General features: G+C 68.8%; 11 protein-coding genes and 1 pseudogene. 5 read left to right on the forward strand and 7 right to left on the reverse strand.

Features of this window, described 5'->3' with window-relative positions; all coding sequences use genetic code 11:
* A partial coding sequence (locus tag VN779_RS20575; RefSeq protein WP_325725822.1) for a DNA/RNA non-specific endonuclease occupies positions 1-1,294 on the forward strand: 1,294 nt, incomplete at its 5' end.
* Between the two features lie 153 nt (positions 1,295-1,447).
* The gene (locus VN779_RS20580) at positions 1,448-2,899 is read left to right on the forward strand and encodes a GH1 family beta-glucosidase (protein ID WP_325725824.1); all 1,452 of its coding nucleotides are present in this window, start codon (positions 1,448-1,450) and stop codon (positions 2,897-2,899) included.
* 15 nt (positions 2,900-2,914) lie between these two features.
* Here VN779_RS20580 and VN779_RS20585 read toward each other — a convergent pair whose 3' ends face one another.
* Complete coding sequence (locus VN779_RS20585; protein ID WP_325725826.1) at positions 2,915-3,907, reverse strand: hypothetical protein; 993 nt, start codon at positions 3,905-3,907, stop codon at positions 2,915-2,917.
* 218 nt (positions 3,908-4,125) lie between these two features.
* On the opposite strand from VN779_RS20585, the gene VN779_RS20590 reads away from it, so the two are divergent.
* Complete coding sequence (locus VN779_RS20590; protein WP_325725828.1) at positions 4,126-4,752, forward strand: hypothetical protein; 627 nt, start codon at positions 4,126-4,128, stop codon at positions 4,750-4,752.
* Position 4,753: 1 nt separating this feature from the next.
* Here the strand turns inward: VN779_RS20590 and VN779_RS20595 are convergent, their stop codons facing one another.
* Entirely contained in the window at positions 4,754-6,844 is a 2,091-nt protein-coding gene (locus VN779_RS20595; RefSeq protein ID WP_325725830.1) for an NACHT domain-containing protein, read from the reverse strand.
* Between the two features lie 143 nt (positions 6,845-6,987).
* On the opposite strand from VN779_RS20595, the gene VN779_RS20600 reads away from it, so the two are divergent.
* Positions 6,988-7,227 (forward strand): DUF5302 domain-containing protein, encoded by a 240-nt coding sequence (locus tag VN779_RS20600; RefSeq protein WP_325725832.1) that lies wholly within the window; start codon positions 6,988-6,990, stop codon positions 7,225-7,227.
* Positions 7,228-7,310: 83 nt separating this feature from the next.
* On the opposite strand, the gene VN779_RS20605 is transcribed toward VN779_RS20600, so the two are convergent.
* The 5 genes from VN779_RS20605 to VN779_RS20625 form a co-directional block, all read right to left on the reverse strand.
* On the reverse strand, positions 7,311-8,375 hold the full coding sequence (locus tag VN779_RS20605) for a polyprenyl synthetase family protein (protein WP_325725834.1): 1,065 nt from the start codon (positions 8,373-8,375) through the stop codon (positions 7,311-7,313).
* Positions 8,372-10,960 (reverse strand): cytochrome P450, encoded by a 2,589-nt coding sequence (locus VN779_RS20610; RefSeq protein ID WP_325725836.1) that lies wholly within the window; start codon positions 10,958-10,960, stop codon positions 8,372-8,374. The genes VN779_RS20605 and VN779_RS20610 overlap by 4 nt, the downstream gene beginning before the upstream one ends.
* A 144-nt stretch (positions 10,961-11,104) precedes the next feature.
* A complete protein-coding gene (locus VN779_RS20615; RefSeq protein WP_325725838.1) occupies positions 11,105-12,589 on the reverse strand; it encodes an acyl-CoA reductase in 1,485 nt (494 codons plus the stop codon).
* Positions 12,590-12,626: 37 nt separating this feature from the next.
* The gene (locus tag VN779_RS20620) at positions 12,627-14,036 is read right to left on the reverse strand and encodes a hypothetical protein (RefSeq protein WP_325725840.1); all 1,410 of its coding nucleotides are present in this window, start codon (positions 14,034-14,036) and stop codon (positions 12,627-12,629) included.
* Between the two features lie 167 nt (positions 14,037-14,203).
* On the reverse strand, positions 14,204-14,455 hold the full coding sequence (locus VN779_RS20625) for a helix-turn-helix domain-containing protein (protein WP_325725842.1): 252 nt from the start codon (positions 14,453-14,455) through the stop codon (positions 14,204-14,206).
* Between the two features lie 360 nt (positions 14,456-14,815).
* Between VN779_RS20625 and VN779_RS20630 the strand changes: the two are divergent.
* Positions 14,816-15,619 (forward strand): annotated as a pseudogene (locus VN779_RS20630) (hypothetical protein); the annotation flags it as partial.

The raw sequence follows: 15,619 nt of genomic DNA on the forward strand, positions 1-15,619 counted from the left end.
CTCTGCGGATGCGCAGGCCACCAAGCAGTCCGATGACCGGATCCACGCGATGAACGCGCAGGCCCAGCTCGACGCGACCAACGCGCACGCGTCCGCACAGGCGGCTGGTGACTCTGCGGCCGCGGCCCGGGCCGCGGCGACCGCCAGCGAGACCGACGCCGCGGCGGCGCAGGCCGCGGCCGACTCGGCTTCGAGTGACGCCGGCGCCGCTCAGTCCGACGCGAACGCCGCCGCCGCGGACGCGGCCGATGCCAACACCGCCGCGAGCACCGCGCAGGCCGACGCGACGGCCGCGCAAGCCAGCGCAGCCGCGGCGGAACAGGCGGCGGCCGCCGCCGAGGCAGCCAACCGGGTCACCAGCCAGCAGGCCGGCCAGCCGCCGCTTGCCGCGTCCGACCAGGCGTTGCTGCTCGCGAACTGCGGTCAGACCTGCGTGGATCAGTACACCGCGGCGCAGGCACTGGCGGGCACAGACCTGGAGACGTTCATCATCGACAACGGCGGCCAGCTCCTGCTGGACGTCCTGGGCGTCACCGATATCGAGAACTGTTTCACCAAGGGCGACGTCGTGGCCTGCCTGTGGACCCTGGTCGACCTGATCCCGCTGGCGAAGCTGGCCAAGCTCGGCGACTTCGTGGCGAAGATCGCCGAGCTGGCCCCGAAGATCGCCAAGTTCATCGAGGACCTCAAGAAGGCCAAGCAGCTGCTGGAGCGGATGGCCGCGCTGCTGGAGACGCTGCGCAAGATCAAGGAGGCGTACGAGCTGGCCACCGCCGCCGAGGACGCCAGGTGCGCGAACCCGGACGACGACCCGAATCCCAGCCCCACCAACGCCGCGGGCAATATCAAGTACTGGGCGATGCAGCCCTTTGGTGACGGCACGCGGTGCCGGGCGACCGGTGTCGAGGGCGTCTTCGACAACACGATGACCGGAGTGAAGAAAGCGGCTCAGCGCATACCGGCCGGATTCGACGCCGGCAACCCGCTCGCCAACACCCGCGGCCACCTGATGGGCAAGCAGTTCGGCGGCTCGGCGAACAACCCGCGCAACTTCGTCGCCATGGGCGACAAGCTCAACAACATCGCCATGAACAAGGTCGAGACGCTCATCGTGGCCGGCGTCAAGGCCGCGCCGGCCGGACAGACGGTGGACTACAAGGTGGTGGCGATCTATCCCAACGCCTCGACGCCGATCCCGTCGGCCGTGAACCTCGTCGCCACCGGTGGCGGGCTCGACATCGACTGCACGCTCACCAACGAGGTGGTTCCGGTACCGAGCGGGAAGTGCGGCTGACGATGACCTACCTCGACCGGATCAAGTCGCGCGAGGCACATCTGGGGCGGCGAAGGGCACGCCAGGTGCGGCGGCTGCGTGTCCGCCATACTTAACCGGATCAGTCTCGGGTATCGCGGGACGCGCTGCATCAATGGAGGGGTACACGACATCATGAGCGCCACCGGCGACTTCCGTATCAGCGGCCTGCAATTCCCCGACGGCTTCACGTTCGGCGCCGCGAGCGCGGCCTACCAGATCGAGGGCGCCGCCACCGAAGACGGGCGCGGAGCGAGCATCTGGGACACCTTCAGCCACACTCCCGGCAAGGTCGCGAACGGCGACACCGGCGACGTCGCGGTCGAGTTCTACCACCGCGTCGACGAGGACCTCGACCTCATCAAAAGCCTGCATCTGTCCGCCTACCGTTTCTCGATCGCGTGGCCGCGCATCATCCCGGCCGGTACCGGCGAGGTCAACGAGGCCGGCCTGGCGTTCTACGAGAGGGTCGTCGACGGCTTGATCGCACGCGGCATCGACCCCGTGGTCACGCTCTACCACTGGGACCTGCCGCAGCCGCTTGAGGACCGCGGCGGCTGGACCAACCGCGAGACCAGCTACGCCTTCGCCCGGTACGCGCGAGTCGTGGGCGAGCGCCTCGGCGACCGCGTCGCGGTGTGGACCACGCTGAATGAGCCGTGGTGCTCGGCCTACCTCGGCTACGCGAGCGGCGAGCACGCGCCCGGCCACCGCAGCGAACTGGAGGCATTGCAGGCCGTGCACCACCTGAACCTCGCGCACGGCCTCGCGCTGATCGAACTGCGCGAGGTGGTCACCCGGCCGGACGCCAAGTTCTCGGTGACCAACTGCCTGGCGACCGCGTACGCCGCGGATCCCGCCAACCCCGAGGACGTGGACGCCAAGCGTCAGATCGAGGCGCTCCAGAACCGCGCGTTCACCGACCCGCAACTGCGCGGCTTCTACCCGCCGGACCTGCTGGAGGACACCAAGCACATCACCGACTGGTCGTTCGTGCGCGACGGCGACGTGCAGCTGATCAACCAGCCGATCGACATCTTGGGCATCAACTACTACTGCACAGGCACGGCGCGCCGCGGTCCGGAGCACTCGACCGAGGGCACGCCCTACCCGGGCGCGACGCGCGTCGAGGCCGTCGAGCAGCCCGGGCCGTACACGGACATGGGCTGGAACATCGCCCCGCACGGCCTCTACGACCTGCTCGTCGCGACGCACGAGGCGTACCCCGAGTTCGACATCATGATCATGGAGAACGGGGCGGCCTACCGCGACCAAGTCGTCGAGCACAACGGCGTCAAGCGCGTGCACGACCCCGAGCGCGTCGACTTCCTGCTGCGCCACTTCGCGGCGGCGCACCGCGCGATCAAGGCCGGCGTGCCGCTGACCGGCTACTTCGTGTGGTCGCTGATGGACAACTTCGAGTGGGCGTTCGGGTACGCCAAGCGTTTCGGCATCGTCCACGTCGACTACGAGACCCAGGAGCGCACCAAGAAGGACAGCGCACTCTGGTATGCGAATCTCGCCGAAACCGGCGTGATCCCCGAGCAGTTGGCCGGTGGCATCCTCAGCTCGCCAGGCCGAAACTGACCCGCGTCATCCCGGTTACGCCCCGGCATCGTCAACCGGTCGCGGCGCCATGTGGCCGGCCTCCCCGAACATCAGCCGCCATACGCTCCTCGTCGCCCGCGCAGGAACGGCGGCGGGGGCCGGGCGATGAGGACGGCGGTGCGACGCATACGCGCCGAGCAGCATGATGAAGAGCATCGCCGAGAGCTGGCGGTCCCGGTTTCTGCCGTAGTGCCTGCGCAGGCTGGCTCGAAGCCCGCGCAGCTGAGTCGCGAGCGAGCCCAGAGTCGCGTCCCCGAGCGTCACGCTCGTGACCACCCCGTCCCGGCGGTCGGTCGCCAGGTCGTGGTGGTCGTCGATGAGTTGGAGCAGGTGCCCCAGTTCCATGACCAGTTCTGCCTCGGATCCGGCCAGCCCGGGACGCAACAGCGCGCACAGGGCTTGGACCGCGTAGCCACCCTTGCCCCAGGTGATGTGTCGCACGTCCGCCGCGGACGCACGCGGGTCTAGTTGCCGGCGGGATGCGGATTCGAAGTCGTGCAGACGCCCGACGATCGCGAAGAAGGGGTCCTCGCCGTCGCGTCCCAGCCGCTCGACTATGGCGCGGAACATGGCGCAAGCCAGAGCCTCCGGGCCGGACCGCGGCTCGAAGGGTCCGCCGCGAAACAGCTCGCCGAGGCGCTCGTCCAGATCGGCGCGGTAGAAATGGTCGAAGAGATCGTCGTAAACGCGGGTGAACGCTCCACCGAGCACCGAGAGCGAGACATCGAATTCGAGCCCTGCCATCGTGGTGTACGCGCGCAGCGCCAGGTTGACCCGGACGGCCGTGGCCAGCAGCGCTTGATACGTGTCCTGGCATAGTTCCGGATCCTCGGCGAGCGCCGTGTCGATCAGCGGTTTCACCACGGCGTCGAAGGCCCGGATCGCGCGGGGCGCATCACGACGCATGTAGCGCGCGATGCTCCCGAGGCCGATGGCCATGCCTGTGCAACGTGCCACGACAACCGCGTCATGGAATGCGCCACCCATGGGCAGTAGGCTAGTCACGAGCCGTGAGGCCCTGCCGGTTGGCTCTCCGGGTGAGGAGGGTGAAGGTGGCCGACTCCTCTGTTTCTTTATATCCAGCCAGTGAATCGAGACCCGACCTCGCCATCCCGTCGCGCCCGCAGACGCGTCCGGTCGCCATCCTGCGTATCGTTTTCGCGCAGGGCGAGCGGCGGACGCTCAAAGCCGTCATTACTTTAGCAGTGCTCGTAGTCGCGCGTTTCGCGGTGATTCCGAGTCTTCGCGGCTGGCTCGATCTCGCGGCCGTTGTGGCAGGCTGGTACCTGGCCGGCCGGTTGGCCGCCGGGCGCTGGTTTCGCGCGCGACAGCTCGAATTCGAGCCGCGCTGGCTGGAAGCGCAGTCGCGGGTCCTCGCCGCAGCTTCCTTCGAGGTGGTCCGGCTCAGGGTGCAAGAGGCCCCGGACCCGCGCACCGGCGCCGTGCGCCTGCGCGCATATGACCTCGCGAGCGGGGACGACGTCGCGCAGCTGCTGCGCCGTCAGGCCGCCGAACGGGCCGGCGGGCACAGCTCGCGCGTGCGCGTGGAATTCGCGTACTCACGCGGACCCGCGCGGCATCCCGCACTGGAAACTGTGCACCTGAATCTCGCAGACCTACCCATCTCAGGCGCCGAAGGTGCGCGCCGGGCGCGGATCCGCTTCCCGCTGGGCCGATACCACGCCGAACCCCGAGTCGCCGCAGGCTGCCGCGGCCGGACCGTCCGCACGACTTTCTGGGTCCTCGGTCCCGGCGTGCTGTTCACGACCGCGCCTGCGGGCATGGCCGCGCCGTTCCCGGTCACGTCCTACGGGCTCGGATCCGACCACTGATTCAGCCGGATCCGCGCGCAGCGCCATCATCGCGAGCGAGCAGTTCTTGCAGCAGCACGTGCCGGATCTGGTAACCGGCTCCCACCCGCCGCAGCACTCCCAGCTCGCAGGAGTCCTCCAGGAACCACATCAGGCGATGCGGAGTGTGCTCGGTCAGCGCGAGCCAACCGCGGGCCGCGATGTAGTGGCTCCAGGCGCTGGTGGCCATCATGACCATTCCCAGGCCGGCGCTGCCGAGCACCACCCCGACCCCCGCACCGATCAGGCCGCGCTCCGGCCGTCCGACCTTGTATACGAGCCGCGCGGCGAGCTCGGGCGAAGTTAGACCGTTGATTCCACCGACCACGGCCCCGACCAGCGCACCGAGCAGGAAAGCGAAAATGACCGCATCGCGGTCCGCGCGAAGCGCGGCCAGCGGCGAGATGCCCCGCTTCGGCTCGGTCGGACGGGTGAACCGCCGCACCAGACCGAAGGTGAGCCCCCAGACCAAGCCGCTGAAAATGCCGTAGACCGGCGAGACGATCACGCCGCTGATCACAGCTCCGGCGACCGCCCCGATGACCCCGAGGACCGCGTCCATAAGCAGCAGTTGCCTGCTTCCGGTCTTCTGGCGCAGGCTGCGCGGCACGAACTGCACCGGCGGCCGGGGCGGGATGATGCCCAGTACGAGTCCGCCGACGAAGCCGACCGTCAGGCCGAATGCCGTCCCGATACCCGCTCGGCCGAACAGACCGAAGCCCACCCGGCCGAGCAGCCCACAGCCCAGCGTCCCGATCACCGTGGGCGTGAGGACGATGACGTAACGGGGAACCCGCCGGTACAGCTCCCACCAGTTGAGATCCTCCACGCCGTGCGAAGCGCTCCGGCCGCGCCGGTCCTCCAGGTAGCGCGCGAAGTAGGACAGGGTCCTGCGAGCGCGGTCAGGGCCCCACCGCCACGGCACGCGGCGCACGTCCTGGCCGCGCGGGGCGGCGCGGGCGCGGAACACCGCGGGCACGAAGGAGTCGAGCAGGTAGTCCTGAAGATTCTCAACCGTCTGATAAGTGCTGCGGTCCAGCAGCGCCGCGGGATCGGTGTTGCTGTCGTAGAAGTGCGTGTAGCAGAGATAGAGCATCAGGGGGCTGGACAGCGTCGCCGCCGTGATGCCGTCCGGATCGGCCGCGATGTCGTCGAGCACCGGCTGCCAGCGCTCGAGGTCGCCGCTGAAGAGGTTGCGCAAATAGTCGGCCACCGAGGCCGACGTCATCGGCAGCAGGCGGATCGTCTGCTTGCCCCGCGGCGGCTTGCGGTCGACCGCGTACTCGTATTCTGCGACACGGCTGGTCAGCACGAACGGCGCAGTAAAGATCTTCGCCGTGCGGACCTGCGCGACGAGCTCGCGGCCCGCTTCCGGCGGCAGTTCGTCCAGACCGTCGAGAATCGGCAACAGGCGCCCGTCCGCGAGCAGCCGGGCCACGACGTCGGAACCGTAGCGCGAGGTGTCCCGCAGCTGCCGGTAGAGGTCGTACTGCTCGTAGACCGAGCGGATCAGCCAGTCCTCGACGTCGACATCGGGGTCCCAGGGCGAGAGGCGAACCAGGACGGGGATCCGGCCGTCCCCGCTCTGGCCGTTGGAAAGCAGCTCAAGCAGCAGCAGAATGCTGAGCGCGCTCTTGCCCGAGCCCTGGTCGCCAAGCACGATCAGCGGGCGCGGCGTGGTGCGATAGTCGTCGATCAGGGTGCTGATGAGTCCGTGCGCGCCGCCGCCCTCAGCGTTCTGCCAGGTGATCGCCATGCTGTCTTCGATCCGGCCGATCTGCAGGAACTGCGCGCTCGGCTGCCACTTGTCCGCGACCAGCTTGCGCAGCAGCCGCGCGGCCTCGGCGATCTGGTCCGCGCTACTCGGCTCGCCCCGATCCCGCCATACCGCCTTAAGCCGGGGCGCCAATGGCGACGTCGCCATAATGAGCGCACCTACCGACGCGTAACCGGTCACGCGGTCCGCGCCGTACCGGGCAGCGACGACGATGACGCCGACCGCGAGCCCCAACCAGAGCACCGAGCGCAGGGCGAGCGAGCGGGTCGCGGACTTCCGGCTGGGAGACGACACCATGCAGGCAATTCAATCGCCTCAGGGCCCTGTTGTGGAGTGAATCGACGATAGTCGTGATCGGGATCGCGCGGCAGCCGCCCCGGCCTCGGCGCGGGGCGTGGTCAGCGCGCGCAACTCCTCCGCAGGTGTGGGAAGCTGCAGGGGTGGACGAGCCCGAGATGGAGAAGCGCGTTGCCGCTGAGGCACCGGATCCCGAGAACGCTGAGCGGGAAGAGCCGAGCGGTGACGATGAGATGAAGCGCAAGTTCCGTGAGGCGCTTGAGCGTAAGCAGGGGAAGAACGCGACCGGCAACGGTTCCGTGTCTGGCAAGGACCCGTCGAAAGCGCACTCCGCCCACGGTCCGGCCGGCAGTCGGCGCTCCTTCCGGCGCAAGAGCGGCTAGGGCGTCTCTTAGCACTAGCCCTAAGAATCGGGATACACGCTCTGTGCGTGTATCCCGATCCCAAGTTGTCCCGCTCCTCCTGACTAGTGCGAGCGGTTCACGGCGAATCGGCTGAGTTCGGTCAGCGCGAACGCCGCTGAAGGATCGACCGCGACTTCGGAGACGATCTCCAGCGCACGGTCCACGTGCCGCTCGGCCGAGGCGGCGGTGAAGGAGCGGCCGCCGGCGTCGCTGATCAGGTCGGCGGCGGCGCGCAGGTTCGCTTCCGGGCTCGGGCCGCAATCCTCGGGTTCGAGCAACGCGAGCAGCCGCTGCGCCGACGCGGTGCCCGCCTCGAGCACCGAGACGATCGGAAGCGTCTTCTTGCGCTGACGCAGGTCGTTGTACACCGGCTTGCCAGTGACCGCCGGATCGCCCCAGATGCCGAGCAGGTCGTCGACCGCCTGGAAAGCCAGGCCGAGGTGGCGGCCCATCCGGTTCAGCGCCGCGACGAGCTCGGCCGGCGCCCCGCCCAGCAAGGCGCCGAGCCCGGCCGCGCAGCCGAGCAGGGCGCCGGTCTTGCCGCCGGCCATGCCGGTGTACTCCTCGACCGTCACGGCCCGCGGTCCGGTCCAGGGCCGGGTTTCGAAGGACAGGTCTTGCGCTTGGCCGTTCACCAGTTCGATCAAAGCGGCCGAGACCGAGGCCATGGCCAAGTGCCTGGTCTCCTCGCTCGCGGCGCGGGCCAGCGAGTCCAGGGCCAGGGCCAGCAGTCCGTCGCCGACGAGTACCGCGGGGCCGATGCCGTACGCCTTCCACACGGCGTCCTGGTGCCGCCGCTGCTCGTCTCCGTCCATGATGTCGTCGTGGACCAGCGAGAACGCGTGGATCAGCTCGACCGCCACCGCTCCCGCGATGGCGTTGCGCGAATCGGCGCCCACGGCCTGCGTCGAGAGGACGGCCAGGGCCAGCCGCAGCCCCTTGCCGCCGCCGCTCTCGCGCGGCGTACCGTCGCGATCCCGCCAGCCGAAGGAAAACTCGGCGATCTCGCCGACCTCCGGCGGCAGCCGGCGCACCGCGTCCCGCAGCGCGGGCGTCACGAGCCGGCGGCAGCTGTCCAGCGTTTCGTCAACGCTCGACGCCTCGCTGATTCCGGGCGCGGCGCTCATCGGGCATCCGATAGTGCGAGGTCGGAACGCGCGGCGAACTGACCGCGGGGTTCGGGCACCATCGGCAACGGGCCGGTACCGAGCGAGGCGCGGGGCACTGCGGTGCCGGGCTTGGTGCCGGGCACCGTGCGCAGCCGCCAACGCGACGCGATGCCCGCCAGCGTGATGGTGGTCTCCGCCATGCCCAGACTGTCGCCGATGCACTTGCGACTGCCGCCGCCGAAGGGCAGGTTCGCCACGCGCGGAAGCCGCTCGGCGCGTTCGGGCAGCCACCGGTCCGGGTCGAAGATGTGCGGATCGGTATACGTGCTTGGATTGTGGCCGAGGGCATACGGGCTGTAGAGCACGATGGTGCCGGGTTCGAGCCGGCGGCCGGCCAGTTCAGCCTCGCGGGTCGTGGTCCTGGTCAGCAGCCACGCCGGCGGATACATGCGAAGCGTCTCGGTGATCACGCGCGCGGTGTAAGGCAGCGAATGCAGGTCCTGGAAGGTGGGCACCCGGCCGTCAAGCACACTGTCGAGTTCGGCGTGCAGCCGCTCTTCGATCTCGGGATGGGTGGCGAGGGTGTGGAAGGCCCAGGCCATGGTGTTCCCGGTCGTCTCGGTACCGCCGATCAGCAGGGTCATCACCTGGTCGTGGATCTCCTGGTCGCTCAGCCCCTCCCCGGTCTCTTCGTCCCGGGTGTTGACGAGGATGGACATCAGGTCGCCGGTGTCCGCCGCATCTGACGCCCGGTATGTGGCGACGGTCTCCCGGATCAGCTGCCGCATCCGCACTCGCACGCGCTCGAAATCGCGGTTGTGCGGGGTGGGCAGCTTTTCCAGCAGGCCGGTCGGCGCCATCATGCGCTTGTAGACGCCCCGCATGATGACCGGCATGCAGTATGCGACCTCGTCGACCGCCTCGCGGCCCGCTGTGGTGGAGAACATCGTACGAGCGGTGATCTTGAGGGTGAGCCCGTGCATGACCTCGCTGACATCCAGCGGCTCGCCCGGATTCCAGGAGGCAAGCTCGGCCTCCACCTCCTCACCCATGAGCGCGATATAGCCAGGTATCCGCGAGGGGTGGAAGGCGGGCTGGAGCATGCGGCGCTGCCTGCGGTGCGGGCCCCAGGCGGAGCTGACCAGACCGTCGCCGACGAGCAGTCGCGCCTTCTCGAACAGCGGGCCGCCCTTGTCGAAGGTGCGCGAGTCGGCGAGCATCTGCTGGGCCAACTCGGGCTGGTGCGCCAAGTAGGCGCGCTTGGGTCCGATCCTGATCTCCACCAAGTCCGCGTCCGGGGGCAGGCTCTCCAGCAACTGCAGCGGACGGCGCCACAACGGCAGGGCGTGGCCGAGCACCGGTACCGCGCCGGGGGCCGTCACCACTTTCCAAGTGCGCGCGCCGGTCGCCTCGGCCGGCGGCTTGGCCGGCGGTTCGGCTCGCGGCGCCGAGCCGGCGTCGGACTCGGTGTCAGATCCGGAGCCGGAGCCGGAGTGTGCCGCGGCAGCGGTTTCGGACGCCGCGGGTTCGGCGACGGCGGGCGAAGATTCGTCCGCCGCGTACGGGTGCGGCCGGAAGCGGGTGACGGGGGCGTTGAGGTCGAGCCAGCCGTGGGTGGTGCCGTCCCACACTGAGCCGTCGCCGTAGTACCGGGGCGTGAGGTATTCGAATTCCTGGCTGCCGCCCATCAGGTAATCCAGCCCGCTGAGGTAGCGGCGCACGTCCTCGCGCTGGCCGGCGGGCCTGGCCAGCAACTCGTCACGCGCGGCGATGTACGCCTTCTCGTGGTGCTCGACCAGCTCGCACAGCCGATCGACGGCCTGTTGCAGGCCGAGGCCTTCCCGCTCGATCAGGACTCTGACGACCGTCATCTTGTCGTCCTGAGAGTGTTCCTTACGCCAGGACAGCAGATCGTTGATGATGATCATCTGGCGGCGGCAGTGCAGATGCACGTCGGCGAGCTCGGGGATCAGCTCACTGAGGTCGACCTCGTTGCCGTACTCGGTCATCAGCTCGATGAAGTCGCAGCCGAAGCTGTCTAGCCGGACGGCCATGCACGTCTCGTAGTCGGGCACCCGGTCGGTCAGCTTGGCCTGGATCTCGGTGGCGCAGCCGCGCAGGAACGCCTCCAGGCTCGCCGCGAACCGCCGCACCTGAGCCGCGCTCAGCCCCGGGCTGATGCGCCGCCACAGATCCTGCCCCGCGCGACCGTACGGGAAATCAGGGTTCGTGGGCAGGTCCCCGTCGAAGTCGGCCAGGATCCGCTTGAAGACCTCGCGGGCGGCTTCGGCGCTGGCGCCCAGGGCGCTGCGGTCCGAGACGAAGCTGTCGATGACCGTCACGTACTGATACCAGTCGGCGATGTCCAGAGCGCGCTGGTAGGTGGCGTGCGGAACGGTCAGCGGTCCGTAGATCCCGTTGCGCTGCCGCAGGAAGTACAGCAGATCCGGCTCGCTCGCGAAGGTGTCCGCCAGGAAACGGCGTATCCAGCCGTTCGAGGCTATCTCGATTTGCGCGGCCTGCGGGTGGTAGGCGTAGGGCAGCAGTCGCGGCAGCTGCGGCAGGAAGAATTCGGTGACGCCCGTGAGGGATGATCCCCGCATCGTGTAATCCCCTTCCTCGGGAGCGCGCAGCGGTCTCTCCCCGTGTGGCCTCCCGATGCCGGGATGCTATGGGCGTAAATCGGACGTTGTACACGACTCGTCCCGCCGTACGGAACGAGTCGGCAGTGCTCTGTCAGGCGCTGCTCACTCGCCCTGAACGCGGGGAGTGAGCGCTTCAGGCATCGCAGACCACAGCGGTGTGACCTTCGCCGTGTCGCAGGTCTCGTCGACGATCCACCGCACCATGCGGCGCAGCGGCTCGATGGCGTCCTGCGGCAGCGCGGTGTTCCCAGAGGCGGCGTATCCCAGCGAGGTCAGCCGCTGGGCGCCGTGCAGCGCGAGCTTGTCGCGCAGTTGCCATTTGAGTGACTCCGGATAGACGCCGATCGTCTGGGTGTATGCGTTGACGTATTTGAGTGCGTCCAGCGGAGTGTCGACCGGGACGATGTTGGCTACTCGGCCGGACAGCAGAGTATGAAAGTCCACTGGTTCGCTCAGTTGCGACACGATGACCGCACCCTCGTCCCGGCTGCCGCCGATGACCCGGTAGTACTCGGGGCTGGTGCGCAGGGCGGAAAGGTGCGCGCGCAGTTCGGGATCGAACCGCTTCGCCGGGGTGCTCACCGCGGCGGGGAGCAGCTGCATCTGGTCGTACACGAGCTGCCCCACCTGATTGGCCCGAGCTAGGCCTGCGGCGTCGGTGCCGCTGGCGACGTAGATCACTCGGGCGTTGAGGCAGCCGAGCTGATTGAGCGCGCCGACGTCGGTCGCCGCCCGGCGCGCCACGTCGGTGAGCGTCGCGGTGTCCGCGAAGGCATCGACGCCGATCACGGTCGCGCTGCGCTTCGGGTCGAGTGCGATGAGTTCGAGCCCTGGCTGGACGTATTGGGTGATGTGCCGCACCGAGGCCAGACCGCCCCAGGCGACGATCTTCTCCAGGTGGGCCGGCCGGTAGAGCCGCCGCTCGAACTCCTGCGAGCCGCCCTTCCAGTAGGCCACTGACAGATGGCGGGTGATCGGGTGCTGCGGGGCGATCGCGGCCATGGTCCGGGCGATCGCGAGGGCGGTGAGCGGGTCGTTGGACGGGAGTTTGATCACGGCGTCGCTGCGCGCGATCGCGTTGCGCACGATGGTCAGCGCGGCGACCAGCGGGCTGTTGCCCGCGATGATGTGCGCCGCCCGTGCGCCCATCGCCCGGATCGCCGCCACTCTGCCGTCCGACATTCGCAGCTGCACCCAACCATCCAGCCGGTCGATGCCGATCGCGGTGTCGGCGACCTCCCGGACCGTGTCAGCGGCGAACAATGCGGGCAGCTGCGCGTAGGCGCTGCGCACCAGCGGGGCTGTCATGTCGGACCAGTGGACCGAGTTTTCCAGCGCCTGCGCCAGGAATTCGTTGCGGTCCGGGTCGAGGTGCCGGCCCAGCCGCGCGAGGAAGTCGACAATCTCGTCGAAGGCCAGAGCGTGCAGCTCGCCGAGCGCGCCGGGATCGCGCAGCGGCAGATCGGCGAGCAGCAGTTCGGGATCCGGGGCGAGGAAGGAGGGGCTCGCGCCGCGGCCATCGAACCGCACGAGGTTCTCGCGCACCGTCCTGCCCCGGATGAAAGCCGGGATGGTGATGTCGGCCATCACGCCGCTCCGCTCTGTCTGCCGCGGTCGCTGGAGGTCAGACCAGTTCGCCGATGAGGAAGTCCAAGGCGTCGCGCTGAGCGCTCTCGGTGGCCGCGCAGCTGATCTTGTCGTCGCCGCCGGCCTTGTCGCCATAGCGTTCGATGGTTCGCGCGAGGTTCGGGCTGGTCAGCCCGCAGGCGCAAGGCGACCAGTCGACGGTCACCTCGTCCCCGGTGATGAACCCGCCCCAGTACGTTTCGGCGAGCAGGTCGAAGAAGGCGGCCCGGCCGGTGCGCACGCCCTCGCGCGGCAGCACGCTGCCGTTCTGCGGATCGAGGACGAACAGGATCGTCGACGGCTCGATGTGGAAGCGGCCGCGCGGGCACATCATGTGCGTCGCCATGACTTCGGACATCGCGTAGCAGTGGCGCAGCTGCGGCACACCGATGAACCGCTCGATCACCTGCTCCCATCCGTCCGGCAGCACGACGCCCTTCGCACCGCCGCCGCCGACCACCGAGGAGTCCGCGGCGAACACGCCGGTCAGCCCCTGCTCACAAGCCTCCTGTGCGAGCTGGTAGGTCGTGCTCCAGGAACCCATGAACAGCACCCGTTCGCCGCGCAACCGCTCCACGATGCGCGCCAGGAACGCCGGCCGTCCGGCGGCCATCTCCCGCTGCGCCTGATCGAACTCGGCCTTGCGTGCCCGTAGCGCCGATCCCGGATCGAGCCCCTCTACCTCTCCTCGGGCCTGCGCCGCGCGCAGCCGGCCGGCGAGAAACAGCACGTCGGAGCTCATCCGGCCGGGATGCAGCGCGTGGAACCGCTCCTCGCTGCCCGCGACGTGCCGCACCAGGTAGTCCGCGAACTGCATGATGGCGCTGCCGCCGTACCGGAACGCGGGCCAGACGATGTGCCGGTAGCGTGCGTCCGCGGCCGCGAACGGGTCGAGGCCCGGGACCAGGCCGAGGCGCGAGGTGACGAACATCCGGTCGGCCTCGCCGACGGTGCGCGGCAGGAACGACATCGTGCCCGTGGTGCCCGACGAGTGCACCGGGCGCAGGTCGGTCTGCGCGTGCAGAGCCCGCATCCAGTCGTCAATACCCTGACAACCACTGACGTCCACGCTGCTGAGGTCCGCCGCGGTGAGCCGGTCCAACCAGCGGGTGAGCCGGTCGAACCGGCCGTCGATCACCAGGGATACCGGGTACGACTTGTAGACGGTGTGCTGAAAGAGCAGCGGGGCCGCGTCGTCAATCCGCTCAATCCGGGTGATGCCCTGCTCGTCGGCCATGGTTGTGAGTACCGCGACCCGGTCGCGCAGCTGCGCAAAACGCATCTGCAGCGCGGCGGTCTGCAATGCGGTCAGCTCCTGGTGTGGCACGGAATGCATCGCCGCGTAGGAGTGACCGAAGAAACCAGCCGGATCGTCGGCGAATCGACGCGCGTCGCTGTCGATGGTCAAGGTGCCGCCCTCTCACCGCGTACCTCCGATGGTGCGAGACCCGGCCACCGTACGCGGCATCACGGCGTATTGTCAGAGCACTGTTCCGCTCGCCGGGACAGCAGTCGCCGACAGCGCCGAGCCACCGCGTCCGGGCTACGGAACGCATGAGCGGGCTGGCGCGCCGGTTACTGGAAGGTCTCCGCGATGAGGGATTTGCGCGGCCTGCCGGGGCGGCGGCGGTGTACGGCGTACCGCTCGATGGTGGTGCGGCACCACAGCCGGCGACCGTCGAGCAGGACGTCGGCGGGAGGGAACCGGCCGCGGGAGACCAGCTTGCGGATCGCGGCGTCGGTCACTCCCAGCATCTCGGCGGCGCCGCGCGAGCCCACTAGCTTGCTGTCGGGGCCGGTCGCGGAGGTCGAGTTTTCTGCGGGCATGTCAACTTCCCTCGAGCAGCGGTCGGTGTACACCTGGGGGCGGTCACGGTTGCCCGCACGGCCGGACATCGCTTCATGTCTACGCCCCCTTGCCGCGCCAGCGGGAAGACTCGTCGAGTTGGCTCCGCCCAGGATATCAGTGAACTGCCGCTGACGGCCTGGGTTCTTCTGTGGCCCGGTCGCCACGTGACCGGGCGGGCGCCGGCGCGATAACGTACAAAAAGCGTGACATTTAATTCAGAAATTGTCACGGAAACCGCACTGTTAATACCTCGGAACACGGCCGGATCGGACTTGACAGCCGCTTTGCCAGGCGATGTGCTTGACTCCCGCATGCTTGCCCAGACCGAGGATTTCCCGATGCCTGAAAATAGCTCTGGACCAACGCGGTGGACAGTCGAAGAGATATTCGACCCGCAGTCACCCCAATTCCGGTCCTGTCCTTACGCGGCCTATGCCAAGAGCCGTACGGCGGTTCCGGTAGCGCATCACGAGTCGTTCGATGAATGGATCGTCACCGGGCGCGAAGAGCTGCTCGCGGCGCTGCGCGAGAGCGAGCGGTTGACCAGCCGCCACAACCTGGACGGCCACGTGCCGCTCGCCCCGAAGGCACGCGCCGTCCTGGAACGCACCTTGTTCTTCCAGCCGGCGCTCTACAACGTGGCTGGGCCTGAGCACACACGCTTCCGTACCTTCATCAGCGAGTACTTCACGCCGCGTGCGCTGCGGGCGCTCGAGCCGTCGATCCGCGCGATCGCCCGCGAGCTGGCCGAGGGGCTGTCCGAGTCGGGGACGGCGGACCTGCTCAAGGAATTCGCTTATCCGCTGCCTTATACCGTGATCAGCGAGGTCATCGGCATCCCGGCGGCAGATCGCGCGGTCGTCAAGGAGTGGAACAACGCCTGGCTGGCGTTGCAGGTCGTGCCGCTGCCCGAGGAACAGCAGACCGCGATGGCCGAAGGGCTGCTCGCCTATGAGGAGTATCTGCGCGGACTGCTGCTCAGCCGGGCGCACGAGGCAACGCCCGAAGACACCGCGGCGGCCGACCTCGCCACAGGGCTATACCGGGCCACGCTCGGCGACGACCCGCTGTGCACCGTGGACCAGGCGATCGTCTCACTGCGCTTCATGATCGCGGCCGGCCACGAGACGACGACCAACCTG

The organism is Actinocrinis sp. (assembly GCF_035605935.1).
Taxonomy (GTDB): Bacteria; Actinomycetota; Actinomycetes; order Streptomycetales; family Catenulisporaceae; genus Actinocrinis.

Excerpts from the sequence above, each read along its gene's own strand:
- VN779_RS20580 (WP_325725824.1), top strand. The coding sequence starts at position 1,448 with ATGAGCGCCACCGGCGACTTCCGTATCAGCGGCCTGCAATTCCCCGAC.
- VN779_RS20585 (WP_325725826.1), bottom strand. The coding sequence starts at position 3,907 with ATGGGTGGCGCATTCCATGACGCGGTTGTCGTGGCACGTTGCACAGGC.
- VN779_RS20595 (WP_325725830.1), bottom strand. The coding sequence starts at position 6,844 with ATGGTGTCGTCTCCCAGCCGGAAGTCCGCGACCCGCTCGCTCGCCCTG.
- VN779_RS20605 (WP_325725834.1), bottom strand. The coding sequence starts at position 8,375 with ATGAGCGCCGCGCCCGGAATCAGCGAGGCGTCGAGCGTTGACGAAACG.
- VN779_RS20610 (WP_325725836.1), bottom strand. The coding sequence starts at position 10,960 with ATGCGGGGATCATCCCTCACGGGCGTCACCGAATTCTTCCTGCCGCAG.
- VN779_RS20615 (WP_325725838.1), bottom strand. The coding sequence starts at position 12,589 with ATGGCCGACATCACCATCCCGGCTTTCATCCGGGGCAGGACGGTGCGC.
- VN779_RS20625 (WP_325725842.1), bottom strand. The coding sequence starts at position 14,455 with ATGCCCGCAGAAAACTCGACCTCCGCGACCGGCCCCGACAGCAAGCTA.